Origin of the sequence: Mesorhizobium sp. WSM4311, assembly GCF_002295115.1 — a bacterium.
GTDB lineage: Bacteria > Pseudomonadota > Alphaproteobacteria > Rhizobiales > Rhizobiaceae > Mesorhizobium.
This window is the reverse complement of the sequence record NZ_NSFV01000003.1, coordinates 75,689-97,223: the sequence shown is the minus strand read 5'-3', so window position 1 is coordinate 97,223 and position 21,535 is coordinate 75,689. Positions and strand designations below refer to the sequence as shown.

At 62.4% G+C, this 21,535-nt stretch carries 27 protein-coding genes; 13 read left to right on the top strand and 14 right to left on the bottom strand.

What is annotated here, in order from left to right:
- Positions 1-138: 138 nt before the first annotated feature.
- Both cysE and CK226_RS07655 read left to right on the top strand, forming a co-directional pair.
- On the top strand, positions 139-987 hold the full coding sequence (cysE, locus tag CK226_RS07660) for a serine O-acetyltransferase (protein ID WP_095770865.1): 849 nt from the start codon (positions 139-141) through the stop codon (positions 985-987).
- Positions 988-1,140: 153 nt separating this feature from the next.
- Positions 1,141-1,344, top strand: coding sequence for a DUF3126 family protein (locus CK226_RS07655; protein ID WP_019857879.1), 204 nt, complete (start codon positions 1,141-1,143; stop codon positions 1,342-1,344).
- Positions 1,345-1,392: 48 nt separating this feature from the next.
- Here the strand turns inward: CK226_RS07655 and CK226_RS07650 are convergent, their stop codons facing one another.
- Positions 1,393-2,124, bottom strand: a complete 732-nt coding sequence (locus CK226_RS07650; protein WP_095791828.1) for a hypothetical protein — start codon at positions 2,122-2,124, stop codon at positions 1,393-1,395.
- Between the two features lie 117 nt (positions 2,125-2,241).
- Here CK226_RS07650 and CK226_RS07645 point away from each other — a divergent pair, with 117 nt between their 5' ends.
- Together CK226_RS07645 and CK226_RS07640 are read left to right on the top strand one after the other, a co-directional pair.
- Complete coding sequence (locus tag CK226_RS07645; protein WP_095791511.1) at positions 2,242-2,577, top strand: hypothetical protein; 336 nt, start codon at positions 2,242-2,244, stop codon at positions 2,575-2,577.
- A gap of 19 nt (positions 2,578-2,596) precedes the next feature.
- Positions 2,597-3,124 carry a gamma carbonic anhydrase family protein gene (locus CK226_RS07640; protein WP_095791510.1) on the top strand — a complete coding sequence of 176 codons (528 nt, stop codon included), beginning with the start codon at positions 2,597-2,599 and terminating at the stop codon, positions 3,122-3,124.
- Positions 3,125-3,176: 52 nt separating this feature from the next.
- Here CK226_RS07640 and CK226_RS07635 read toward each other — a convergent pair whose 3' ends face one another.
- The 4 genes from CK226_RS07635 to CK226_RS07620 form a co-directional block, all read right to left on the bottom strand.
- Complete coding sequence (locus CK226_RS07635; protein WP_095791509.1) at positions 3,177-3,734, bottom strand: ankyrin repeat domain-containing protein; 558 nt, start codon at positions 3,732-3,734, stop codon at positions 3,177-3,179.
- A gap of 215 nt (positions 3,735-3,949) precedes the next feature.
- On the bottom strand, positions 3,950-4,558 hold the full coding sequence (locus CK226_RS07630; RefSeq protein ID WP_095791508.1) for a transglutaminase-like cysteine peptidase: 609 nt from the start codon (positions 4,556-4,558) through the stop codon (positions 3,950-3,952).
- 284 nt (positions 4,559-4,842) lie between these two features.
- A complete protein-coding gene (locus CK226_RS07625) occupies positions 4,843-5,460 on the bottom strand; it encodes a PilZ domain-containing protein (protein ID WP_010909193.1) in 618 nt (205 codons plus the stop codon).
- A 119-nt stretch (positions 5,461-5,579) separates the two neighbouring features.
- Positions 5,580-6,212, bottom strand: coding sequence for a PAS domain-containing protein (locus CK226_RS07620; RefSeq protein WP_095791827.1), 633 nt, complete (start codon positions 6,210-6,212; stop codon positions 5,580-5,582).
- 388 nt (positions 6,213-6,600) lie between these two features.
- On the opposite strand from CK226_RS07620, the gene CK226_RS07615 reads away from it, so the two are divergent.
- Together CK226_RS07615 and CK226_RS07610 are read left to right on the top strand one after the other, a co-directional pair.
- Complete coding sequence (locus CK226_RS07615; protein WP_095791507.1) at positions 6,601-7,359, top strand: rhomboid family intramembrane serine protease; 759 nt, start codon at positions 6,601-6,603, stop codon at positions 7,357-7,359.
- Between the two features lie 88 nt (positions 7,360-7,447).
- A complete protein-coding gene (locus CK226_RS07610) occupies positions 7,448-7,879 on the top strand; it encodes a CBS domain-containing protein (protein WP_095770861.1) in 432 nt (143 codons plus the stop codon).
- Between the two features lie 47 nt (positions 7,880-7,926).
- On the opposite strand, the gene CK226_RS07605 is transcribed toward CK226_RS07610, so the two are convergent.
- Positions 7,927-8,184, bottom strand: a complete 258-nt coding sequence (locus CK226_RS07605) for a YjhX family toxin (protein ID WP_095791506.1) — start codon at positions 8,182-8,184, stop codon at positions 7,927-7,929.
- Positions 8,185-8,474: 290 nt separating this feature from the next.
- Between CK226_RS07605 and gatB the strand changes: the two genes are divergently transcribed.
- The 3 genes from gatB to CK226_RS07590 all read left to right on the top strand — a co-directional run bounded on the left by gatB (position 8,475) and on the right by CK226_RS07590 (position 11,327).
- Positions 8,475-9,974, top strand: a complete 1,500-nt coding sequence (gene gatB, locus CK226_RS07600; RefSeq protein ID WP_095791826.1) for an Asp-tRNA(Asn)/Glu-tRNA(Gln) amidotransferase subunit GatB — start codon at positions 8,475-8,477, stop codon at positions 9,972-9,974.
- A 4-nt stretch (positions 9,975-9,978) separates the two neighbouring features.
- Complete coding sequence (locus CK226_RS07595) at positions 9,979-10,470, top strand: GNAT family N-acetyltransferase (protein WP_095788212.1); 492 nt, start codon at positions 9,979-9,981, stop codon at positions 10,468-10,470.
- A 158-nt stretch (positions 10,471-10,628) separates the two neighbouring features.
- Positions 10,629-11,327, top strand: coding sequence for an AIM24 family protein (locus tag CK226_RS07590; protein WP_095791505.1), 699 nt, complete (start codon positions 10,629-10,631; stop codon positions 11,325-11,327).
- A 65-nt stretch (positions 11,328-11,392) separates the two neighbouring features.
- Here CK226_RS07590 and panC read toward each other — a convergent pair whose 3' ends face one another.
- Together panC and panB are read right to left on the bottom strand one after the other, a co-directional pair.
- The gene (gene panC, locus CK226_RS07585; RefSeq protein WP_095791504.1) at positions 11,393-12,244 is read right to left on the bottom strand and encodes a pantoate--beta-alanine ligase; all 852 of its coding nucleotides are present in this window, start codon (positions 12,242-12,244) and stop codon (positions 11,393-11,395) included.
- Complete coding sequence (panB, locus tag CK226_RS07580) at positions 12,241-13,101, bottom strand: 3-methyl-2-oxobutanoate hydroxymethyltransferase (protein WP_095791503.1); 861 nt, start codon at positions 13,099-13,101, stop codon at positions 12,241-12,243. Before panB ends, panC begins: the two co-directional genes overlap by 4 nt.
- 230 nt (positions 13,102-13,331) lie before the next feature.
- On the opposite strand from panB, the gene CK226_RS07575 reads away from it, so the two are divergent.
- The 3 genes from CK226_RS07575 to CK226_RS07565 all read left to right on the top strand — a co-directional run bounded on the left by CK226_RS07575 (position 13,332) and on the right by CK226_RS07565 (position 14,926).
- Positions 13,332-13,730 (top strand): NADH:ubiquinone oxidoreductase subunit NDUFA12, encoded by a 399-nt coding sequence (locus CK226_RS07575; protein WP_095770282.1) that lies wholly within the window; start codon positions 13,332-13,334, stop codon positions 13,728-13,730.
- Between the two features lie 140 nt (positions 13,731-13,870).
- Positions 13,871-14,464 (top strand): DUF2155 domain-containing protein, encoded by a 594-nt coding sequence (locus CK226_RS07570; protein ID WP_095770281.1) that lies wholly within the window; start codon positions 13,871-13,873, stop codon positions 14,462-14,464.
- Between the two features lie 75 nt (positions 14,465-14,539).
- A complete protein-coding gene (locus CK226_RS07565; protein ID WP_095770860.1) occupies positions 14,540-14,926 on the top strand; it encodes a hypothetical protein in 387 nt (128 codons plus the stop codon).
- Positions 14,927-14,934: 8 nt separating this feature from the next.
- Here the strand turns inward: CK226_RS07565 and aat are convergent, their stop codons facing one another.
- The 6 genes from aat to CK226_RS07535 form a co-directional block, all read right to left on the bottom strand.
- On the bottom strand, positions 14,935-15,552 hold the full coding sequence (aat, locus tag CK226_RS07560; protein WP_095791502.1) for a leucyl/phenylalanyl-tRNA--protein transferase: 618 nt from the start codon (positions 15,550-15,552) through the stop codon (positions 14,935-14,937).
- A gap of 12 nt (positions 15,553-15,564) precedes the next feature.
- Entirely contained in the window at positions 15,565-16,908 is a 1,344-nt protein-coding gene (accC, locus tag CK226_RS07555) for an acetyl-CoA carboxylase biotin carboxylase subunit (protein ID WP_095791501.1), read from the bottom strand.
- A 10-nt stretch (positions 16,909-16,918) separates the two neighbouring features.
- Positions 16,919-17,377 (bottom strand): acetyl-CoA carboxylase biotin carboxyl carrier protein, encoded by a 459-nt coding sequence (accB, locus tag CK226_RS07550; RefSeq protein ID WP_095770859.1) that lies wholly within the window; start codon positions 17,375-17,377, stop codon positions 16,919-16,921.
- A gap of 26 nt (positions 17,378-17,403) precedes the next feature.
- Positions 17,404-17,838 carry a type II 3-dehydroquinate dehydratase gene (aroQ, locus tag CK226_RS07545; protein ID WP_095788218.1) on the bottom strand — a complete coding sequence of 145 codons (435 nt, stop codon included), beginning with the start codon at positions 17,836-17,838 and terminating at the stop codon, positions 17,404-17,406.
- Between the two features lie 145 nt (positions 17,839-17,983).
- Positions 17,984-18,784 (bottom strand): DsbA family protein, encoded by an 801-nt coding sequence (locus CK226_RS07540; RefSeq protein WP_095791500.1) that lies wholly within the window; start codon positions 18,782-18,784, stop codon positions 17,984-17,986.
- A gap of 63 nt (positions 18,785-18,847) precedes the next feature.
- Complete coding sequence (locus tag CK226_RS07535) at positions 18,848-20,239, bottom strand: M48 family metallopeptidase (RefSeq protein ID WP_095791499.1); 1,392 nt, start codon at positions 20,237-20,239, stop codon at positions 18,848-18,850.
- Positions 20,240-20,385: 146 nt separating this feature from the next.
- Here CK226_RS07535 and CK226_RS07530 point away from each other — a divergent pair, with 146 nt between their 5' ends.
- Positions 20,386-21,534: an aminotransferase class I/II-fold pyridoxal phosphate-dependent enzyme gene (locus CK226_RS07530; protein ID WP_095791498.1), complete on the top strand. Its 1,149-nt coding sequence runs from the start codon at positions 20,386-20,388 to the stop codon at positions 21,532-21,534.
- The last annotated feature ends 1 nt before the right edge of the window (position 21,535 follow it).

Below are 21,535 nucleotides of genomic sequence, written 5' to 3'. Positions count from 1 at the left end.
TTCGTTTTCCATGGCCGCTTGAATTCCTGCGAACCAAATCCATTTGACACAGCACTAAGGAAAATTGAGTTCAATCATGCTATGATCTGGCTTATATGTGCCGCCGGACAACAGGCAAGCCAGCAGGACGCGACGTCGATGAACAGCATCAGCATTTCCCGCCATAGCGCGTTGCAGCCGGTCGATCCGATCTGGCGTTCGATCCGCGACGAAGCGATGGACGCCGTCAACCGCGACCCCCTGCTTGCCGCGTTTCTCTATTCGACGATCCTCAACCAGGAGAGCCTGGAAGAGGCCGTCATCCACCGGATCGCCGAGCGGCTTGCCCACCAGGATATCGGCTCCGACCTGATCCGCCAGACCTTCAAGACCATGCTGGCCGACGACAAGGAATGGCCGACGACCGTGCGTGTCGACATCCAGGCCTATTACGACCGCGACCCGGCTTGCGACCGTTTCATCATGCCTGTGCTCTATTTCAAGGGCTTTCACGCCATTCAGACCCATAGGCTGGCGCATTGGCTGTGGACCCAGGGCCGCAAGGATTTCGCGCTCTATCTGCAGAGCCGCTCGTCCTCGGTCTTCCAGACCGATATCAACCCGGCCGCGCGCATAGGCAAGGGCATCTTCATCGATCACGCCACCGGCCTCGTCGTCGGCGAGACCGCGGTCATCGAGGACGATGTGTCGATCCTGCACGGCGTGACGCTGGGCGGCACCGGCAAGGCCGGCGGCGACCGCCATCCCAAGATCCGCCGCGGCGTGCTGATCGGCGCCGGCGCCAAGATTCTCGGCAATATCGAGATCGGCCATTGCTCCAAGGTCGCCGCCGGGTCGGTGGTGCTGTCACCCGTGCCGCACAACAAGACGGTTGCCGGTGTGCCGGCCCGCGTGGTCGGCGAGACCGGCTGCGACCAGCCTTCGCGCCAGATGGACCAGCTCCTGCCGTCGCAGTCGATGGACCAGGTGATCAGCTTCGATATCTGATTTCTGCGCCGGCGCGCCGTCCGGCGCGATTGCGATTTTGTCCGGCGGCGCTGCCGCTTGCGGTGCAATACGGCCGGCTTGCCTTTACATCGCCATTGTCGACGTGCCAGAAGCGCCCTTCAAACCAGCAAGCCCGATGATCGGAGAAGACTGTTGAAGCCGGACGAAATCAGAAAGCTGGACGCCTATTTCAAGCGCGTCTTCCAGAACCCCAAGCTTGAGGTCAAGGCACGGCCGCGCAAGGAAGATTCCGCCGAAGTCTATGTCGGTGACGAGTTCCTCGGCATCGTCTTCAAGGATGAGGACGACGGCGACTACAATTTCTCGATGGCGATCCTCGACATCGATCTGGGCTGATCCCGTATCAAATGGCAGGCCGCGCGAGGCGCGGCCTGCGACTGTCTCTCAATGTCCGCTCTTCAGCATTCGCCCGGCCTCAGCGGTCATTGCCGCGTCGAGTGCCTGCCAGTCGCCAAGGAATTCCTTGGGAAAACGGTAGGTGAGGCTGAGATCGTCGCCGACATGGATGTCGCGTTCGCACGGCGCCAGCGATTGACCGGCAGTCGGCCCGCTCAGGCAGCGGGCCACGAAAAGGTCCTTTCCCCCGCGCTTGCCGACCACCAGCACCTCGTTCAGGTAGCCTGATTTCTCATTGAAACCGTAGACCGTCGTGCCGCCTGGTCCCGGAATGCCGGGCTGGACGATCAGCGCGCTGTAGATCGGCGTGAACCGGCCGCTCATGTCGCGCGACATCATCTGCTGTTCGAAGGACAGGAAGATGATCTTCCTGTTGGCTTCCGAGTGATTGAAATCGTCGCAGGCCGCCTCGCTATACCCGTCCATCTGGGGATAGCGCAGATAAAGGTCGAGACGCGAAGCGATGCCGTCGCGCCGGGCCTGGTCGAAACGGATGAAATTGGCCGGCACGGAAATCACATTGTTGCCGATCACCACCCGGCGCACCGTCGTGTCGTCGGTATATCCGGCCATGGCGATGCTATGGCCGAACCATTTGCCGCCAAGGCTGATAGCGACCGACAGCAAGGCAAGTGCCGCGAAGGCATAGAACACCCGCTTCATCAGCGTGGAATCGACCACGGTGAGTTCAGGGCCGTCGGCGATCGCTGCCTGCTTCATCTCGGTCCTCATCCCAACCGCCATTTCCGGTGTCCCCCGGCGGCACACATCGCGCGGCACGGCTCTTGCAACCTTCCTGAAACGACTGTGCGATTTCATGGTAAATGGAGGGTTAAGATGGCTCAGATGGAACTCTTCCTGTTTGCTTTTGTCGTCGGGCTGACAGCGTGCGGGCTGACGGGCTCGACGATGGAATTGTTGTCGGGCCGCAAGGTCGCCTTCGCCGAGCCCTATGTATCCACCGCGCATGTGCTGCGCTCGCTGGCGGCCACCGCTGGTGCCGGGCCGTTCATGCTGGTCAATGATGCCCTCGATGCCCGCCGCGAGAAGCGCATTTCGACGATGGCGCTCTTGTCATGCGGTTGCACGGCGATTGCCTGGTCGCTGGCGCTGGGCATCGTCGTGCTTGCCATTGCCTCATGGACGATCCGTCTCTTAGGGTCCGGCATCTGAGACGATTCGGAGGCCGACAATGCCGCTTTATGCGATCGACGGAACGCAGCCCAGCTTCGACGACGCGGGTTCAAACTGGATCGCGCCCGATGCGACGCTGATCGGCGACGTGCGCGTTGGCCGCAATGCCGGTTTCTGGTTCGGCGTCGTCATTCGCGGAGACAATGAGCCGATCATTATCGGCGCCGACACCAATGTGCAGGAACACACGGTCATGCATACGGATCCGGGCTTTCCGCTGACCATCGGCGAGGGCTGCACGATTGGCCACCGGGCCATGCTGCATGGCTGCACGATCGGCGACAACAGCCTGATCGGCATGGGCGCCATCGTGCTGAACGGCGCCAGGATCGGCAAGAATTCGCTGGTCGGCGCCGGCGCGCTGGTCACCGAAGGCAAGGAATTTCCGGACAATTCGCTGATCGTCGGCTCACCGGCCAAGGCGATCAAGGTGCTGGACGACGCAGCCGTCGCCAGGCTGCGCGGCTCGGCCGCGCACTACGTCGCCAATGGCAAGCGCTTCAAGGCAGGGCTGAAGAAGGTCTGACGCCAGTTTCGGCCGATCCGTATCGCCACGGGGTGCGTCCCGGACCGGGCTATTATCTATTAGAGCCGCGCCCTGCCATGGCATCACGCAGCAATGAAGCACCGGCTTCAAAACCGGCAATGTCCGCTTCCTCGATGGCTGTCGCATAGTCATCGATGCGGGTTGCAAGAGTAGGGTCGGCGCCAGCCGCCAAAAGCAGGCGGATCGCCTCGGCGCTACGAACGGCCACCGAATAGTGTAGCGGCGTCCAGTCGTTCACGCCCCGCATATTGGGATCGGCACCAGCCTCGATCAACATCTGGATGATTTCCGGTCGGTCGGCCCGGTCGGTGGACAGCGCGGCAATGATTGCCGGAAACCCGCCGTGATCCCCGTAATTCGGATCCGAGCCTGCATCCAGCAATGTCGAGATGAAGCCGACCGGGCTCCAATAGATCGCGTATTCCAAAGGATGTCCGAGGCCGAGTTCGAACGGCATACGTTCGTCGAACCAACGGGGCGAACCGCCCAGGGCTTTGCCAAGGCCATCGAAGTCGCCGGCCTTGAAGGCATCGTCGATCGCCTTGAACAGGCGATGGCGCTCGCATCGATCTTCCGGGATTTCCAACATCGCCGTGATCCAGAGGACGAACCAACAGCCTATGATGCCGCGATCCGCCGTCCATGGAAAGGAGGCTCTGGATAGTCGGATGCGCCTACCCAACCCTGATTGGGTTTCGAGCATCGCCAGAAATGGCGGAGCCGGCCCGGGGACGGGGCCGGCTCCTTTGACCCGGTCGTTGGGGACGGGGAGGGTGGGGACTCGACCGGGTTTCTCGTTACGTCCTAGCGGACGCTGGCGACCGCGTCGGAGCGGCCGTCATTGATCGTCACCCAAACGCCGGAATTCTCCGCCGATTGACGTTTGAGATAGGTGTAGTCGGTGTCCGTCCAGGACAGCACCTTGGTTTCCAGATTGTCGAGGATGAACTCGCCGAGGCTGGTGCGCACGGTCAGCACGGCGTGGCCGTCGCCATTGGGCTGGCGCGCGACCGTCATCAGAAGATCGCCTGCCGGCACGCCCGCGTCCATCAGTTCGCGGCGCTTCTCCAGCGCATAGTCCTCGCAATCGCCATAGCCATTGTCGGGATAGGCCCAGTACTCCTCGACACCGTCGTTTTCCATGTCGGTGCGCGGCTTGATGCGGGTGTTGACCGAATTGTTGATGCTGACGATCGTCGCCCAGAGCTTGCGGCTCAGGTCGACCGGCGCGCCCTTGGGCGTCTTCTCGTTGCATTCGCCAGGGATGCGCTGGCAGAATTCATAGTGGCCAACAGGCTGTGTGGTACGGCCGCCAGTGTGCATATAGGCCGGTCCCGCGGCATATGCTGATCCCCAAGCGGAAAGCTGCATCGCCATTGCCATAAGCAACAGCTTGCCCCTCGTTATTTTCATTTTCTAGTCTCCCCGTTCGAAGGAGACATTGCCACGGCTGGATTTATTTGACGCAAAAGCGCGAAGCAGACTTTAAGTAAAACGCCAATAGAATAAACATAAAATTTGAATCATTTGAGTATTGAATTGTTTGGATTGCCCGGGCGGCATCGGAGCGCATGCCCCGAAAGGCAGCCTGCCTGCTGGAAGCCAGCCCGGCCACTCGCGAAGGGACAAATCGCCGCCGGCCGGAAAAAAAACCGGCCACGCAGGGCCGGTTAGCTTGCGGCGTCCGTTTGATCCGGTCAGGCGCGTGGCGTGTTGAATTCGGAATCGAGCGTCTCGGGGCGCTGGATGACGGCGAATTCGATGGCGACGCCATCCTCGAAATGACGAACGATCTGGCCGCGCATGGTGCCGAGCATGACCTGGACACCGATCGCCGGCTTGACGTCGATCTCGATCGCGGCGCCCGACAGCGACAGGTCGATGATCCGGCACTGGTATTGGCGGCCGTCGGTGAGCTGCAGCACGCTGGTCGGGTTGCGCGGCGCGACGCGCTCGTGGCGGCGGTCTTCCGGCAGGTCGAGTTCGTGCTTGTTGGCGAGCCAGGTCAGTTGCGCCGCCAGCTTGTCCTTCTTGCGGTCGGACGCAATCACCGTCATGGCGAAGCCATCCTGCAGCGTGCGCGTGACGACGCCTTCGATGCGGCCGATATGGTCGATATAGGCGATCACCTTTTCGCCGGGCATGCCGATGCGATCGGTGCGGAACGCGACATTGCCAGGCGACATGTCGACAACCTGGCAAGGGTGCTCGGTGCGGTCTTCCAGCATGAATCGCCCGTATATCTTGACCCGGACGCGCTGGAAGTTACGCCTTTCAGCTTGGGACGGTGCGTAGTCGACCGCCGCTGACCTCATGACTGCCTAGACCCCGTTTGGCATTCCCGCGCGTCAATGCGAGGAACTTCATCACAGAAGTACAACAAAGCGGGTTAACAAAGGGGAAAAACGAGCCTGCGAGACCGTACGATCATCAACTATTCGTCGCGTCCACCGTCGAAGACGACGAGATGGCGGATGCGGCGCGCCCGGCCAAGCGCCGAGATCGTATCGGGCGCCTCGAGTTCGGCTGGAACAAGCGAGGGAACGTCGATCGCCGGACGGTTGTTGAGCATCTCTTTCTCCGGATCGATGACACGGATCGAATCGATCATTGCGTCCGTGATCGGGTCGGCCCCCAGCCAGAACGGCTTCTCCGCGGCACTGATCACGCCAAGGCAGCGCGGGTTCTCGATGCCGCCGTCGAGCGGCAAGGCAAGCAATTCGAACTTGTTGGAGCGGCCATTGCGGCTGAAGCCCTCGAAATTGATCAGCACCACGGATTTCTGGTCGAAAACCCCGTGAATCAGCCGTGAGACCAGACGCTGATCCTTCTCGCGCCACAGCGACGGGAAGGAGAACCCCTTGAGTTCGCGGCCATAACAGGCGCAGAGCCTGGTGCCGGCGAGGCGGAAGACCGGTTGGCCGCGCGTGTCTCTTTCCAGGATGAACGTGTCGGCCAAAAGCGACTTGATATCGGCCGGCTCGACTTCCGATCGCTTCGGAGCAGGGCGTCCGTCACGCAGGCGGTTCCAATAATGGAACAGCGTGATCGATCCGTTTTGGTTCATGGTATGCTGCTCCGCGCATTCTGTCGTCTGATGTCCCATCGGTGAACAGAAGGGCGCCCTCCGATGACCTACATGCGTTGCGGAGCAGGAAGCGTGCCAGCGTCGTTAACACTTGTTCACGGGTCGGGGACGTTAAGGTTAACAACTGGTTTACGTTGCCCCCGAGCAGGCCCTGTGGCACACCCAAACCACTCCAGAAGCGGTCGTTTCGCGACGATCGGCAGCACTTCAGTCAAGAGTTTTAGGGGAGCAGGGGGCTCGACCGGCCGTTCAAGGGAAACCTTGGACGGCTTCTTTTTGATTCGCACTGGGGCGATTCGCCGTTTGCGGTTCCAATGGCCGTGATCTAGATGCTCGCCAGGTCGAACAGCACCGAGTGCGATTGCAGATGAGCGAACAGCAAAATCCAACCGAGGCCGAGCCGGCCGAAGGCCTGCCGCCGCCTGTGCGCGAACCGGTGTTCAACCTGCCGCCGATCGTGCTGGCGGTGATCGGCATTTGCGCGGCCGTCTTCCTGTTGCAGCAATATGTGCTGAACGACGCGCAGCAGATGACGCTGCTCTACGATGGAGCCTTCATTCCCGTCCTTTATACCGGGCAATACGGCTTCGACTGGTTTCTGTTCACGCGCCCCTTCACCTATGCGTTCATGCACGGCGGTTTTGCCCATATCGCCGTCAACATGGTCTGGCTCGCCGCTTTTGGTTCGCCGCTGGCCAATCGCCTCGGCGGGATCTGGTTTGCTCTGTTCTTCGCCATTACCGGGCTGGCCGCCGTGGCGCTCTTCTGGGCCATGCACCCCTATGGCGAGGCACCGCTGGTCGGCGCCTCCGGCGCCATATCGGGCATGATGGGTGCGGCGGCGCGTTTCGGTTTCCGCACCGACCGCTCTGCAGGCAAGGCGGCCTTCGCCGGCCCTGTGCTGCCGATCGCGCTTGTCTTGCGTTCGCGCGGTGTCGTGATCTTCCTTGCCGTGTGGATGATCATCAACCTCGCCACCGGCCTGCTCGGATTTGCGCCTGGAGTAGATGGTCAGATCGCCTGGGAGGCTCATATTGGCGGCTTCGTCGCCGGCTTTTTCGGCCTGCGCTGGTTTGATCGGCGACGGCAGCCGCCGGAATGGGAGACCACCGACCCCCGCACTTGAAATGCAGCCGATCACGGCGCACGATGTTCACTCTTACGTGAAAGCCGGTCTGGGCAGGGAACCGGCAGGCGAAGCAGAGGAGGACGCCATGACGGTCAAGGCAATTCTGGAAAAAAAGGGCCACGACGTGTTGACGCTCGGGCCGAACGAAAAGCTCAGCGAAGCCATCCGCATCCTGGCCGAACACAAGATCGGCGCGCTGGTCATCACCAATGGCGATCACAAGATTGTCGGCATCCTGTCGGAGCGCGACATCGTGCGGGTTCTCGCCAAGGAAGGTGCCGCCGCGCTCGATATCGCCGTGCGTTCGGCAATGACGCCGAAGGTGAAGATCTGCAACGAGAACCACACCGTCAACGAGGTGATGGAGATCATGACCAGGGGCCGTTTCCGCCACCTGCCGGTGGAAAAGGACGGCCTGCTCGATGGCATCGTCTCCATCGGCGACGTGGTCAAGCGCCGCATCGAGGATGTCGAGCGCGAGGCGGATGAGATCAGGGCCTACATCGCCACCGCCTGAGCGGTGAAAGGAACGCCGGCCGGAAACCCGGCCGGCGGAACGGTAGTCTATCGATTGTCGAGTTCGGAGCGGACGAGTTCGAGGCCGCGCCTGGTGATGCGGTAGGGACCGCCGCCCGACGACGAAACCGCCTTCTTGCGTTTCAGCTTTCGAAACAGCTTGAGATCGACGCCCGGATAGTGCCAGCCATCGCGGGTCAGGCATTTGACGGAGGCGATCCGTTTCTTCTGGTTCTTTTCGATTTCAATGCGTCCGCCCTGCGCAAGCAGGTGCAGGATGCGCTGTTCAGTGCGCGAAATATCCATGTGGAGCGTTCCGGGAAAACAAAAAATGCCGCCGCCGCGAAGCTTCGCGGCACGGGGTTTCAGGTTTTCTGCCCTGCCTCGCTATGAGGTCAGGGCCTTAACGGGACTGAGCGTAAGTGGACATCCACTCTCCATTGGAATGGGAGTCCTATAGGCGAAAGCGGCTGAAAAGGCCAGCCGGCGGCTTTGCGCTTGTCTCTTCTGGCGGTTTGCACTAGCGAATGACTTTCACTTCAGACGTGAAAGTCACGTTCAAACGTGAGTTCACTCATCGTAATTTGCAGGCCGCCATGACCCTCATCGATACCCGCACGCCCGATGCAAAACGCTTGATCCCCGGCGCCACCGGTGACTGGGAAATCATCATCGGTCTCGAGGTGCACGCGCAGGTCATCTCGGAAGCAAAATTGTTTTCCGGCGCTTCGACCGCTTTCGGTGCGGCCCCCAACGCCAATGTCAGCCTGGTCGATGCGGCAATGCCGGGCATGCTGCCTGTCATCAACGAGGAGTGCGTCAAACAGGCGATCCGCACCGGTCTCGGGCTGAAGGCGCAGATCAACCACAAGTCGGTTTTCGACCGGAAGAACTACTTTTATCCCGACCTGCCGCAGGGCTACCAGATTTCCCAGTTCAAGCAGCCGATCGTCGGCGAGGGCACGGTAATCGTTTCGGTCGGACCGGACCGGCAGGGCGAGTTCGAGGACATCGAGGTCGGCATCGAGAGGCTGCATCTGGAACAGGACGCCGGCAAGTCGATGCACGACCAGCATCCGACCATGTCCTATGTTGATCTCAACCGCTCCGGCGTGGCGCTGATGGAAATCGTCTCCAAGCCTGACCTGCGTTCCGGCGATGAGGCCAAGGCCTATGTCACCAAGCTGCGCACCATCATGCGCTATCTCGGCACCTGCGACGGCAACATGGATGAAGGCTCGCTGCGCGCCGACGTCAACGTCTCGGTACGGCGGCCTGGTGGTGAGTTCGGCACCCGCTGCGAGATCAAGAACATGAACTCGATCCGCTTCATCGGCCAGGCCATCGACTTCGAGGCACGCCGCCAGATCGCCATTATCGAGGACGGCGGCAAGATCGATCAGGAAACGCGGCTGTATGATGCGGTCAAGGGCGAGACGCGCTCGATGCGCTCGAAGGAAGAAGCGCACGATTACCGCTATTTCCCCGATCCCGACCTGCTGCCGCTGGAATTCGATCAGGCCTATGTCGATGCTTTGGCCAAAGAGCTGCCGGAATTGCCCGACGACAAGAAGGCGCGGCTCATCTCCTCGCTGGGTCTCTCGACCTACGACGCTTCGATCCTGGTGTCGGAAAAGTCGGTCGCCGATTATTTCGAGAAGGTGGCCGCCGGCCGCGACGGCAAGCTCGCCGCCAACTGGGTCATCAACGATCTGCTCGGCCAGTTGAACAAGGTGGGCAAGGACATTGAAAATGCGCCGGTTTCGCCCGACCAGCTCGGCGCGGTCATCGACCTGATCAAGGACGGCACCATCTCCGGCAAGATCGCCAAGGACCTGTTCGAGATCGTCTGGAACGAAGGCGGCGATCCGCGTGCGCTGGTCGAAAGCCGTGGCATGAAACAGGTCACGGACACCGGCGCCATCGAGAAGGCGGTCGACGACGTGATCGCGGCCAATCCCGACAAGGTCGAACAGGCGCGCGCCAAGCCGACCATGGCCGGCTGGTTCGTCGGCCAGGTGATGAAGGCGACCGGCGGCAAGGCCAATCCGCAGGCGGTCAACGACCTCGTCAAGGCCAAGCTCGGCATCGAGTAAGGCCATGTTCGTCCGCACCGCCGGCGAACGCGATCTCGCTGCCATCCGCGCGCTGCTGGTTGAAACCTGGCACGCCACCTACGACGCGATCTATGGCGCCGGGCGGGTTACCGAAATCACCGACGAATGGCACTCGATTGCGTCTCTGAAAACGAGACTGACCAAGCCGAACAGCGAGTTCCTCGTCGCCGATGACGGCAAGCGCATTGGCGGCGTGGCTTTTGCCGAGGGCATTGGTGGCGGAGAAGAGGTTGTCCTGAAACAGCTCTACGTGCTTCCGGGCCTGCAGGGCAGGGGCATTGGCGGCATGTTGCTCGACGAGATCATCGAGAGTTTTCCGGAAGCCCGCGGCATCCGCCTGGAAGTGGAGGCGCGGAACACCCGCGCCATCGCCTTCTATGAAGCGAACGGCTTCGTGCGATCCGGCGATGCCGGCGGGCACGCGGGTGCCCCGGGCGAGCCGACACTGGTCTACCGCCGGTCTCTTGCCGGCTGATTCCTTCGAAGTGAACCTCGCTTGATCACCTTCGCGCGAGCGGCGCTGGATGCGCCCGTTTTCGTTTGACGGCCTGAGGGCTCCGCACCAAAGCTGCCGGTGCTGACCGCGCGGAAGCCGGAATGGACTGGCACGCCGGGTAGCGCTGGGGGGGAACCATGCCAAGCCTGCCGGAACTGATGCCGACAGAGGTGTCGGACGAGACCTTTGGTGGCGTCACCTATCACATAGCGGGCGAACTGGTGCCCGTGCTTTCGGTCGATGTGACGCGGATGCCTGTCTATTTCGAGCACCACATCCTGTTGTGGAAGACCTCGACCATCACCATCGGTCTGAAATCGCTGAAGGGCGCGCTGAAGCGCATGATGGCCGGCATGCAGATCTTCGTCACCGAGGCGTCGGGAGCGGGCATCATCGCCTTCAGCCGCGATGGACCAGGCCACATCGTGCCGATCCATCTCAGGCGTGGCGAGGAGATCCAGGTGCGCGAACACCAGTTTCTCGCCGCAACCGGCAATGTCGAATACACATTCGAGCGTGTGCGCGGCCTGGCGACGATGCTGTTCGGCCAGAGCGGCTTCTTCATCGACCGTTTTCGCGGCGATAGCGGCGACGGCATAGTCTGGCTGCACGGCTACGGCAACGTCTTTGAAAAGACGCTTGCCGCCGGCGAGACCCTCGACATCGAGCCGGGCGGCTGGCTGTTCAAGGATGCCTCCGTCAGGATGGAAACCAAGATCGATCGCCTGTCGAGCGGCTTCTTCGGCGCCAATATGAATTTCATCGTCAACCGCTTCACCGGTCCGGGCCGTGTCGGCATCCAGTCGATGTATCTGCATATGCCGACGGAAGAGTGAGCGCGTGCCGGAAATTTCGGACGGGTGACATGCCAGGGCACAAGGCGTGGCGTAGCCCGATCCGATCAGGCAACGGGAACTTCCACATTGTCGATCAGCCGCGTCTTGCCCAGCCAGGCCGCGGCAAGCAGGCGCCCAGCTCTGTCGCGGCGCCAGGGCGCAAGCGTCAGGCTTTCGCGGGCCTCGACGTAGTCGACCTTCTGGAAGCCGGCGGCAATGAGCGCGCGGCTGGCTTCCCCAGTTGCGTCATCTCCGAGCGCGCCTGCCGCCAGTGCGGCAGCCGTCTTGTGCAGGATGACGTTGAGCTGGCGGGCGACAGCCAGTTCAGTCTCGTCGAGATAGGCGTTGCGTGACGACATGGCCAGGCCATGCGCGTCGCGTATGGTCGGGGCGCCGATGATCTCGACAGGCAGGTCGAGGTCGCGGCAGAGCTGCCTGACGACGCAAAGCTGCTGGTAGTCCTTCTCGCCAAAGACCGCACAGTCAGGCGTCGCCTGAAGAAAAAGCTTGGCGACAATGGTGGCGACGCCCTCGAAAAAAGTGGGGCGAAAGTCCGATTCGAGCCCGGCGGACGGGCCGCCGACCGAGATCCTGGTGGCAAAGCCGGCGGGATACATCGCGCCGACCATCGGCGTGAAGGCAAGATCGGCGTTGACCGTCGCCAACAGGTCAAGGTCACGGGCCAACTGGCGCGGGTACTTGTCGAGATCCTCGCTCGGCGCGAACTGCGTCGGATTGACGAAGATCGACACCATGCAGCGCTCGGCTTTTTCCCTGGCGATCCTGATCAGGGAGAGGTGCCCCTCATGCAACGCGCCCATGGTTGGCACCATGGCGACGCGCAGGCCATCGCGCCGCCAGTCACTGACCTGCGCGCGAAGTGCGACGACGCTGTCGACGACCTCGGGACGACTCATGACCCATCCCCGCCGCCTTTGCCCGAAAAGGCTTTTGAACTTGAAAAGACATGGGCAGCACCGGGGAAAGTCCGGTCTCGCACCTCCGCTGCGTAGCGCTCGGCGGCGTGCGCGATCACGCGGCGCAGATCGGCATATTCCTTGACGAATTTCGGCACGCGGTCGACGGTCAGCCCGACCATGTCGTCGATGACCAGGATCTGGCCATCGCAGTCGCCGCTGGCGCCGATACCGATGGTAGGAATCGCAATGCGGCGTGTGATGTCGGCGGCGACCGCCTCGATGGTGCCTTCGATGACCACGGAGAACGCGCCGGCCTTTTCGACGGCGCGCGCGTCGGCTATCAGCGCCGCGACGGTCTCGTCCGTGCGGCCCTTGATCTTATAGCCGCCGTCCTTCTCCACCGATTGCGGCAGCAGGCCGATATGACCCATGACCGGAATGCCGGAGGCGACGATTGCCGCGATCTGCCCGGCCTTGTCGACGCCGCCTTCAAGCTTCACCGCCTGGCAGCCGGTCTCGTCAACGATGCGCCGCGCCGAGGCCACGGCCTGCTCCGTCGAATCCTCGTAGCTGCGGGCCGGCATGTCGACGACCACGCAGGCCCTGGCCGAGCCGCGCATCACGGCTTGCCCATGCGCGATCATCATCTCCAGCGAGGCGCCGAGCGTTGTCTCGTGGCCATGCAGGACCATGGCGACGCTGTCGCCGACCAGAAGCAGGTCGACATGCGGGTCGAGCAGGCGGGCGACAGGATAGGTGTAGGCGGTCAGGCAGACCAACGGGATGCCGCCCTTGCGGCGGCGAATCAGCTCTGCGCCGATGCGAATGTCGGTGGTCGGCAGTTTCGTGGCCAATCGTCACCTCCTTCGGCCCATGGCCGGATTGGATATCCGCATGGGCGCGCTGAGCTTTAGAAAGAGCGGAAAGGCTTGGCAAGCGTGCATCCTGCCGCCTCTTGGGGGCACAGGCATGTGTCGGCACCCCGGCGCGCCATTTGCGCGCTCTCCATGGCAAAACCCTTGCCTTCCCGAAGGCCTGACGCCATAAGCAGGAAACAGGCGCCGCCAGCGCAAAGGGCTCTGAGATGAAGACTTTCCTGACGCAGTTTTTCACTTGGTGGAACAGCCAGACGCTGGGAACACGCTTGCACACCTGGCGGTACGGCAAGAGGGTCGGCCAGGACGAGGTCGGCAATGTCTACTACGAAGGCGGCATCGATTCGGAAGGCCGCACCCGCCGTTGGGTCATCTACCGCAACTATTCGGAAGCTTCGGCCATTCCGCCCGGCTGGCATGGCTGGATCCACCACCGCGTCGATCTCGCTCCGGCCAGCGAGGACTACAAGCCGCGCGATTGGCAGAAGCCGCACAAGCCCAATCTGACCGGCACGCCAGCGGCCTACCGCCCGAAGGGCTCGGTGCTGACCAATCAGCATCGCCCGCAGGTTACGGGTGACTATGACGCCTGGACGCCAGGGTCGTAACGGCCCCGGCTTGTACGGCACAAAGTGCGGGCCGGTCCTTTATCGCCACAATTGGTGTTTAGCTGCTTGCTGATCAGAAAACGGCGACTAGCCTTGGCGATCGACGGAATCACCCGGGCGCGAACCACCGGTACCCCTATATGAGCTTTTTCAATCGGATATCGACGGGCGGTTTGACGCTAGCCGCCGGCCTCGCCGTCAGCGCCGCGGCCTTTGCAGCGTCGCCCGCACCGGCACCGGCGGCCCCCGCGCCGGCACCGCCAGCGGGATCGGATCGCATCGCCAACCCGGTTGCCGAGTTCGCCGGCATCGACAAGATCACTGGCCGCATCATCACCTTCGATGTCTATATCGACGAGACGGTGCAGTTCGGCGCTTTGCAGGTGACGCCCCGCGTCTGTTATTCCCGGCCGCAGAACGAGGAGCCGAAGACCGATTCCTTCGTCGAGGTCGACGAGATCACGCTCGACCGCAAGATCCGCCGCATCTTCACCGGGTGGATGTTCGCCGAAAGCCCTGGTCTCAACGCCGTCGAGCATGCCGTCTATGATGTCTGGCTGAAGGAATGCAAACAGAAGTCCGATGTGCCGGCGCCAGATGCCACCAAGGCCGACGCCACCAAGGCTGACGCTTCGAAGCCGGCCGCGACCAAACCAGCCGCCGCCAAGCCTGCGGCCAGCCCGGACGCGGAACAGTCCGATCCCACGCAACCGGACACATCAGACGCCAACTGATCCCTGGGAACCGTCGTGGCCACCATGCGTTGGATCACGGACGACCGCGCATCGACGCGCCCGGAGGATATTTCGATGTCGGACACCAAGCGAATCACGGCCAGCAAGAAAGAACTGCTGGAACTCGAAAAAGGCTTCTGGACCGGCGATGCGGCCTACTACGCGGCCAATGCCGACACGGAATGCCTGGTGGCCTTTCCGCGAATGGCAAAGGCGATGGACAATGCCGATCTTGCCAAGACCGCGACCAAGCCTAATCGCTGGCGCGATCTCGATATCGAGCTCAAGGGAATAATCGAGCCGGGCAGCGACATCGTCATGCTGACCTACGAGGCGCATGCGACGCGCGAGAACGGCGAACCTTACGCCGCGCTGGTCAGCACCGGCTATGTCCATCGCGTCAACGGCTGGAAGATGATGTTCCACTCGCAGACGCCGATCGAGGCAACGGCCGCGAAGTAGCCCAATCGCTACGGAAAAAAGATCGCCTCGCCCTTCAGCGCGTCAGCCAGCATCTTCTCATACTTGCCGCGCGGGACGTCGACCGCGCCGAAGCGCTTGAGATGCTCGGTGGTGAATTGCGTATCGAGCAGCGCGAAGCCGCGTGCCTTCAAGCGCTCGACGAGATGCACGAGGCAGATTTTCGACGCATCCGTTTCCTTGGAAAACATGCTTTCGCCGAAGAACACTCGTCCGAGCGACACGCCATAGAGGCCGCCGACCAACTTGTCCTCATGCCACGCCTCGACCGAATGGCAGTGGCCCATGCGATGCAACTGCACATAGGCCTCGCGGATCGGCGCGTTGATCCAGGTCGAGCGCCTTTCCTCCCGCTTTTCCGCGCAGCCGTCGATCGTCGCCTCGAAATCGAAATCGAAACGGATGTCGAACGGGTTTTTGCGGATCGTCTTCCTCAGGCTTTTGGGCGTGTGGAACCCTTCGAGCGGGATGATGCCGCGTGTCTCCGGCCGCACCCAGAACACCTCTGGGTCGCTGGCGCTTTCGGCCATCGGGAAGACGCCCGAAGCGTAGGCCTTGAGAAGAAGGTCGGTGGGGATGCGATAGCCGGGCGCGTAAGGACGGGTCATCGCGTCCCCGAACTACTCTTCCTTGGCCAGGTATTTTTCCAGCCAGTGGATGTCATAGTCGCCATTGGCGATGTCGGCATTGCCGACCAGATCGCGAAACAGCGGCAACGTCGTCTTGATACCGTCGACGACGAATTCATCCAGCGCCCGCCGCAGCCGCATCATGCATTCGACGCGGTTGCGCCCATGCACGATCAGCTTGCCGATCAGGCTATCGTAGTAGGGCGGGATCTTGTAGCCGGAATAGACGCCGGAATCGACGCGGATGCCGAGACCGCCTGGCGTGTGGAAATGCGTGATGGTACCAGGCGAGGGGGTGAAGGTGCGCGGATCCTCGGCATTGATGCGGCATTCGATGGCGTGGCCATTGAACTTGATGTCTTCCTGCCTGACGGAAAGCCCGCCGCCGGAAGCGACACGGATCTGCTCATGCACGAGATCGATGCCGGTGATTGCTTCCGTCACCGGATGCTCGACCTGCAGGCGTGTGTTCATCTCGATGAAATAGAACTCGCCATTCTCGTAGAGGAACTCGATCGTGCCGGCGCCGGAATAGCCGAGGTCGGCAATGGCCTTGGCGCAGATGCCGCCGATGCGGGCCCGTTCCTCGGCGTTGAGCGCCGGCGAATTGGCCTCTTCCCAGACTTTCTGGTGGCGCCGTTGCAGCGAACAGTCGCGCTCGCCGAAATGCACGCCGCGGCCAAAGCCGTCGCCGAACACCTGCACTTCGATATGGCGCGGCTTCTGCAGATACTTCTCGATGTAGACAGCATCGTCGCCGAAAGCGGCGCCTGCTTCCGAGCGCGCCGTCTGCAGAGCGACCTCGAGGTCGGCCTCGGTGTGCGCGACCTTCATGCCGCGTCCGCCGCCGCCGGCGGAGGCCTTGATGATCACGGGATAGCCGATTTCGGCGGCAATGCGCTTGGCTTCCTTCTCCTCGGTCACCGCGCCGTCGGAACCTGGCACCACCGGGATGCCGAGGCGCTTGGCGGTGCGCTTGGCCTCGATCTTGTCGCCCATGACGCGGATATGGTCGCCGGTCGGGCCGATAAAGGTGATGTTGTGCGCGGCCAGTATGTCGGCGAACTTGGCGTTCTCGGACAGGAAGCCATAACCCGGATGCACCGCATCGGCGCCGGTGATCTCGCAGGCCGCGACGATCTGATGGATGTTGAGATAGCTGTCGCGCGATGGCGGCGGGCCAATGCAGACGCTCTCGTCGGCAAGCCGCACATGCATGGCGTCGGCGTCGGCGGTCGAATGCACCACCACCGTCTGGATGCCGAGTTCCTTGCAGGCGCGAAGCACCCGAAGCGCGATTTCGCCGCGATTGGCGATGAGGATCTTCTGGAACATCCGGCCCGCTCTACTCGATCACGACGAGCGGCATGCCGTATTCGACCGGCGTCGCATCCTCGAACAGGATCGCCGTTACGGTGCCGGCGCGCGGCGAGGGGATCTGGTTCATCGTCTTCATCGCCTCGATGATCAGCAGCGTCTGGCCTTCCTTGACCGTCTGGCCGACCTCGATGAACGGCTTGGCATCGGGCGACGGCGCCAGATAGGCGGTGCCGACCATTGGCGAGGCCACCGCGTTCTTCGACACGTCGACCGTGGCCGGGGCGGCAGCGACCGCGGGCTGGGCTGCTGCCGGCGCATAGTTGGGCTGGGGTGCCGCGATCGCATGGACGGCAGGGGCCTGCCGCGACACGCGCACCTTCAGGTCGCCCAGTTCGACCTCGATCTCGGTCAGGTTGGTGTCGTTCAGTATGCCCGCCAGATCGCGGATCAGTTGCTGGTCAACACCGGTCTTCTTTATCGACATTTTCGAGCCTTCTGTTTGTTGGCCGGTCATAGGCGTGCGGCCAGCGCCTGTAGCGCCAGCGTATAGCCGAGCGGCCCAAAGCCACAGATCATGCCGACGGCGACCGGCGCGACCATGGAGACGTGGCGGAATGATTCCCGCGCATGGATGTTGGAAAGGTGAACTTCGGCGACCGGCAGCGGTGCGACCGAACGGATGGCGTCATGGATGGCGATCGAGGTGTGGCTGTAGGCGCCTGGATTGATGACGATGCCGGAAGCCTTGTCGCCGGCTTCCTGGATCCAGTCGACAAGGTCACCCTCGTGGTTCGACTGGCGGAAATCGATCTCGAGCCCGAGCGCCGTGCCCAACTGCTTGCAGTCGTCGGCGATCGCGGCAAGCGTCTTGCCGCCATAGATGCCCGGCTCGCGCTTGCCGAGCGCGTTGAGATTGGGACCGTTCAGGACGAAAACCGTTTTCAAAAAAACCGACCTTTTCTGGCGCCGGTATCAAACCGGCGCGCTGGGCCTCTATACCGGGCATAGTCGTCCGCGAAAAGAGCGCAAGTGCGTTCTTTCACTGTCCACAACAGGCCGAAATGCGCCCGTGAAGAAAACTCCGGACTGATCAAAGTGCGGCTTTCACCGCCTTGATCTTTTCCGCCAACACCTCCTGGCCGAGAGCCCCGAACACGACCTCGTTGCCGACGACGTAGGACGGCGTTCCGGTGATCGCCAGCTTGTTGGCAAGATCGTAGGTCTTGGAGAAGGCCTCGGGGATCGAAGCATCCTTCATCTTCTCGCGCAGCGTCGCCTCGTCGGCGCCGAGCGAAAGCGCGATCTTGATCGCGGCCGCCTCGGTGGCACGCCCCTGGCCGCCGAGCAGCGCATTGTGGAACTCGCCGTACTTTTCCGGCATCATCAGGTGGAACGCCATCGAAACCACGCTGGCTTTCTGCGAATCCGGGCCGAGGATCGGGAACTCCTTGAGGACGAAGCGCAGATCCGGATCTGATTTGGTCAGCGCCCGCATGTCCTCGATGGCGCGTTTACAGAAGCCGCAATTGTAGTCGTAGAACTCGACGATCGTCACCTTGCCGTTCGGATTGCCGACGACGCCGTCGAAGGCGGAGTTGAAAATCTGGTCCTTCGCGCCCTTGATGACGCCGAGCGCGGCGATGCGCTGCTCTTCCTTCTGCTTGGCTTCGAGCGCGTCCTGCACTTCGAGCAGCACTTCCGGGTTCTTCAGGAGATAGTCGCGGATGATCCCTTCGACCTCGGCGCGGTCGATCTTGGTATCGGCCGCCGTCTGGACGGGCTGTGCCGTACCGGCCTTGGCGATCTGTGGGCTGCCGGCCACGAAACCGAAAGCCAGCATGGCAAGGACAACAGCGACCCCCGTGGTGCCCAACAGCAGTGCCTTTTTCATCGTTCTCGTTCCTTTTGCCTGTTCCTGGTCCGGCTGTGTCGCAGTGCGTGACCGGAAGGTTCACTAGATCTTGTTTGACGATTTGTAGTTTATGATGTCCTGGGCGCGTATCCAGCGCGGCTCGCCGCGCTTCATCTGCTGCTGCGCCCGCATGGCGAAGATCTTCGCATCCTTGTAGTTACCGGAATAGAAATGACCTTCTGCGGTCGCAAGCTCGGCGCCCGGTATGTCACCCAACTCGCCGTAAGCCTGCGCCAGGTAGCGATAGCCTTCGGAATTTTCCTTGTCGCGACCCAGGCCATTGTTGATCTGCACGACGGCCTTCTTCAGCGAGTCAGGCGTGCCGACCGCCATCAGCGCCTGGCCGAGCGAGACAGGCAGCAAGCCCGACCGCGCCGGATCGAGGCTGACCGCCTTGGCGTAGGCTTCCGCCGCGTCCTTGGGCTTGTTGGCTTTCATCAGGATGTCGCCGCGCAACTCCTGGAAATAGGCATTCTTCGGCTGCGCCTTGATCAGGGCATTGGTCTTGGCGAGCGCGCCGGCGATGTCGCCGTAAAGGTAGGTCGATTGGGCGTCGCCATACTGCCCGGCGAGGCTGCCTCTCATTTTTTGCATCAGCCGCGCTGCGGTGGCCTGGCCTTCCATGTAGACGGCGATCTTAACCCGCATCATGTCATGGCGCTGCTGCAGCGCCGGCGGGTCGAGCTTGTCGACATTGGGGCTCTGCTTCACCAGCACTTCGAGATTGGCGATGCGCTCCTGCGGCATCGGGTGGCTGATCCGATAGGGGTCGACTTGCGCACCCGAAAGCGACAGCGCGGTCTGGAAGCGGCGGAACGTCTTCAGCATGCCCATGCCGGACTGGCCGGTGGCGTTGAGATAGGTGATGGCGGAGCGGTCGGCCGTTATCTCCTCGGTGCGCTGGTAGGCGAGGATGCTGCGCTGTGCCATCTCGCCGCCGCCGGCGGCCACGCCCATGCCGGCGCCGGCAAGGCCGCGGCTGTTGGTGGTCGCGCCAGCGACCATCGCACCCGCGCCAAGCAAGGTCGCAATGATGGCCATCGTCTTGGCGCGCTCGAGCTGATCACGCAGTTTCTGCTGGTGGCCGCCGGCGATATGGCCGGCCTCGTGCGCGATGACGCCGATGATCTCGTTGGGCGTTTCAGCCGTCATCAGCGCGCCGGTGTTGATGAACAGCCGTCGCCCGGTGACGAAAGCGTTGAAGCTGGAATCATTGACCAGGACGATGTCGATGCCGTCATTCGCAAGCCCTGCCGCCTTGAAGATCGGCCGCGCATAGTCGCGCACCAAAGCCTCGATCTCGGCATCGCGGACCACCGGAACGCTCTGGGCGAAGGCGGTGACCGAACTTGCCACGCCAACGGCAAGGCCAAGCGAAAGCGTCGTGAAAACACGCGCAATCCTGGCAATCGTCGATCTGGGTCGGCTCAACATGACGTGTCCACTGGTAGACGAGCGGGCGAAAGATGAAAAGTCGGCACCGGAAACTTCCTCAACTTGTGATCCTCACATCAATCGGGCATTTGTGCGGCGCATGTATTCGGGGGCGCGGCGCGCCAAACCGTCGGGATAGGGATAAAATGGTCGTTTCGCTCTCACGTCGCGGCAATGTCGAGCCATTCCACGCCATGGATGTGCTGGCCGAAGCGAACCGGCTGAAGGCGCAAGGCGTGCCGGTGATCTCCATGGCGGTCGGGCAGCCGTCCGACCCGGCGCCCGCGCGGGTTCGCGCCGCCGCGGCCGAGGCCTTGCAGGTCGGCCGCATCGGCTACACCGACACGCTGGGGCTGGCTGGACTGCGCAAGGCGATCGCAGCGCATTACGCGGATCACTATCGGCTCGAAGTCGAGCCCGCGCGGATCGCGGTGACCACGGGTTCGTCGGCGGCCTTCAATCTCGCCTTCCTGGCGATGTTCGATCCGGGCGATCGCGTTGCCATCGCGGCACCCGGCTATCCCGCCTATCGCAACATCATGGCGGCACTCGGCATCGATGTGGTCGAGATCGCGCTTGGCGACGCAGCCTATCTGCATGCCGGTCACCTGGAGGCCGCGCATCGCGAGAAGCCGTTGAAGGGTGTGCTTTTCGCGAGTCCCGCCAACCCGACCGGAGCCGTCATACCGGCCGACGAACTGTCGACGCTGGTCGAGACGGCGGAGGCACTGGGCATCGCCGTCATTTCCGACGAGATCTACCACCGGTTGGCCTATGGTGCGCCCGACACCACCGCACTTGCCTTCGGCAATAGCGTCACGGTGATCAATTCCTTCTCGAAATACTATTGCATGACCGGCTGGCGCATCGGCTGGATGGTGTTGCCGGAAGCGCTGGTGCGGCCGGTCGAACGCATCGCCCAGAGCCTCTACATTTCGCCACCGGAACTGTCGCAGATCGCCGCGATCGAAGCCTTTGCCGCTACCGAAGAGCTGGAAGCGGTCAAGGGCCGCTATGCCTGGAACCGTGAACTGCTGATGAAACGCCTGCCGGAACTCAGCTTCCCGCTGGCCGCGCCCATGGACGGCGCCTTCTATGCGTTCTGCGATGTCACCCGCCACACCAATGACAGCATGGCCTTCGCGCGCAAGATGCTGGCCGATGCGCATGTGGCGGCGACGCCCGGCCGCGACTTCGACACCCAGGCCGGACATCGCACGATGCGGTTTTCCTATGCCGGCAGCCACGATGACATGGTCGAGGCGATGGCGCGCATCGAACGCTGGTTGAGGTAGC

Bases quoted from the DNA above. Each gene is read 5' to 3' on its own strand.
- accC (WP_095791501.1), bottom strand. From the start codon at position 16,908: ATGTTCCAGAAGATCCTCATCGCCAATCGCGGCGAAATCGCGCTTCGG.
- CK226_RS07630 (WP_095791508.1), bottom strand. From the start codon at position 4,558: ATGAAAATAACGAGGGGCAAGCTGTTGCTTATGGCAATGGCGATGCAG.
- CK226_RS07530 (WP_095791498.1), top strand. From the start codon at position 20,386: ATGGTCGTTTCGCTCTCACGTCGCGGCAATGTCGAGCCATTCCACGCC.
- CK226_RS07605 (WP_095791506.1), bottom strand. From the start codon at position 8,184: ATGGATATTTCGCGCACTGAACAGCGCATCCTGCACCTGCTTGCGCAG.
- CK226_RS07595 (WP_095788212.1), top strand. From the start codon at position 9,979: ATGTTCGTCCGCACCGCCGGCGAACGCGATCTCGCTGCCATCCGCGCG.
- CK226_RS07650 (WP_095791828.1), bottom strand. From the start codon at position 2,124: ATGAAGCAGGCAGCGATCGCCGACGGCCCTGAACTCACCGTGGTCGAT.
- CK226_RS07640 (WP_095791510.1), top strand. From the start codon at position 2,597: ATGCCGCTTTATGCGATCGACGGAACGCAGCCCAGCTTCGACGACGCG.
- panC (WP_095791504.1), bottom strand. From the start codon at position 12,244: ATGAGTCGTCCCGAGGTCGTCGACAGCGTCGTCGCACTTCGCGCGCAG.
- accB (WP_095770859.1), bottom strand. From the start codon at position 17,377: ATGTCGATAAAGAAGACCGGTGTTGACCAGCAACTGATCCGCGATCTG.
- CK226_RS07570 (WP_095770281.1), top strand. From the start codon at position 13,871: ATGAGCTTTTTCAATCGGATATCGACGGGCGGTTTGACGCTAGCCGCC.
- aat (WP_095791502.1), bottom strand. From the start codon at position 15,552: ATGACCCGTCCTTACGCGCCCGGCTATCGCATCCCCACCGACCTTCTT.
- CK226_RS07645 (WP_095791511.1), top strand. From the start codon at position 2,242: ATGGCTCAGATGGAACTCTTCCTGTTTGCTTTTGTCGTCGGGCTGACA.
- CK226_RS07590 (WP_095791505.1), top strand. From the start codon at position 10,629: ATGCCAAGCCTGCCGGAACTGATGCCGACAGAGGTGTCGGACGAGACC.
- CK226_RS07615 (WP_095791507.1), top strand. From the start codon at position 6,601: ATGAGCGAACAGCAAAATCCAACCGAGGCCGAGCCGGCCGAAGGCCTG.
- CK226_RS07610 (WP_095770861.1), top strand. From the start codon at position 7,448: ATGACGGTCAAGGCAATTCTGGAAAAAAAGGGCCACGACGTGTTGACG.
- CK226_RS07620 (WP_095791827.1), bottom strand. From the start codon at position 6,212: ATGAACCAAAACGGATCGATCACGCTGTTCCATTATTGGAACCGCCTG.
- CK226_RS07540 (WP_095791500.1), bottom strand. From the start codon at position 18,784: ATGAAAAAGGCACTGCTGTTGGGCACCACGGGGGTCGCTGTTGTCCTT.
- CK226_RS07635 (WP_095791509.1), bottom strand. From the start codon at position 3,734: ATGTTGGAAATCCCGGAAGATCGATGCGAGCGCCATCGCCTGTTCAAG.
- CK226_RS07535 (WP_095791499.1), bottom strand. From the start codon at position 20,239: ATGTTGAGCCGACCCAGATCGACGATTGCCAGGATTGCGCGTGTTTTC.
- CK226_RS07565 (WP_095770860.1), top strand. From the start codon at position 14,540: ATGTCGGACACCAAGCGAATCACGGCCAGCAAGAAAGAACTGCTGGAA.
- CK226_RS07575 (WP_095770282.1), top strand. From the start codon at position 13,332: ATGAAGACTTTCCTGACGCAGTTTTTCACTTGGTGGAACAGCCAGACG.
- cysE (WP_095770865.1), top strand. From the start codon at position 139: ATGAACAGCATCAGCATTTCCCGCCATAGCGCGTTGCAGCCGGTCGAT.
- CK226_RS07625 (WP_010909193.1), bottom strand. From the start codon at position 5,460: ATGAGGTCAGCGGCGGTCGACTACGCACCGTCCCAAGCTGAAAGGCGT.
- gatB (WP_095791826.1), top strand. From the start codon at position 8,475: ATGACCCTCATCGATACCCGCACGCCCGATGCAAAACGCTTGATCCCC.